At 27.6% G+C, this 609-nt stretch carries 1 protein-coding gene; it reads right to left on the reverse strand.

Going from position 1 to position 609, the window contains the following annotated elements; translation table 11 throughout:
• On the reverse strand, positions 1–369 hold a 369-nt coding region (locus tag HMPREF9075_RS06505), incomplete at its 3' end, for a hypothetical protein (protein WP_009751391.1).
• Between the last annotated feature and the right edge of the window lie 240 nt (positions 370–609).

Genomic DNA, 609 nt, shown 5'->3' on the forward strand with positions numbered 1-609 from the left:
AATAGTCCTTATGTGTGTAGTATCTAAAATGACAAAATGGTTATTAAATTGAATTTTTGCTCTCTTTCTACCTAACTTTAAAAGCTCTTCTTTAAGATTTGCATCAAGGAGAGCAAAGGGAGAAGATTTCTCATTGAAATAGTCATTATCTTCTGCTATAAAAAGTTTTATTTTATCTTTAAAGAAAGTTTCTTCAAGCACATAATACCTATTACACAACTTTGTACTATCTTCTCTACAGTCAAAATTACCATTTTTAGAAGGAATTTCTATAAAATAATAATTATCATCCACTCTTCTAATACTATTTTGTGCACAGCAAGAGAATGCTATGAGCAGGGAAATAGTTAAAAACAGGTTATTTTTCATATCCAATAAAGTATTTTTGTTTTAGATGCAAAGATAATAAAAAGCAGTAAAGAACCTAATGAGAAACAAAAAATATTTTGCATATCGCTTTGTATATTAGGTATAACCAATTCTATAATATAGGAAGAAGTCCTTCTTTTTTACGCCTTATATTATCCATTTTGTCGCTTTCTTCACGTAGATTATCTATGTGCTGATAAGTGAATTTATCCAATGAAAAATTCTTGTATTTATAAGTCT

The sequence above is a fragment of the Capnocytophaga sp. oral taxon 332 str. F0381 genome (genome assembly GCF_000318275.2).
GTDB classification, from domain to species: Bacteria; Bacteroidota; Bacteroidia; order Flavobacteriales; family Flavobacteriaceae; genus Capnocytophaga; species Capnocytophaga bilenii.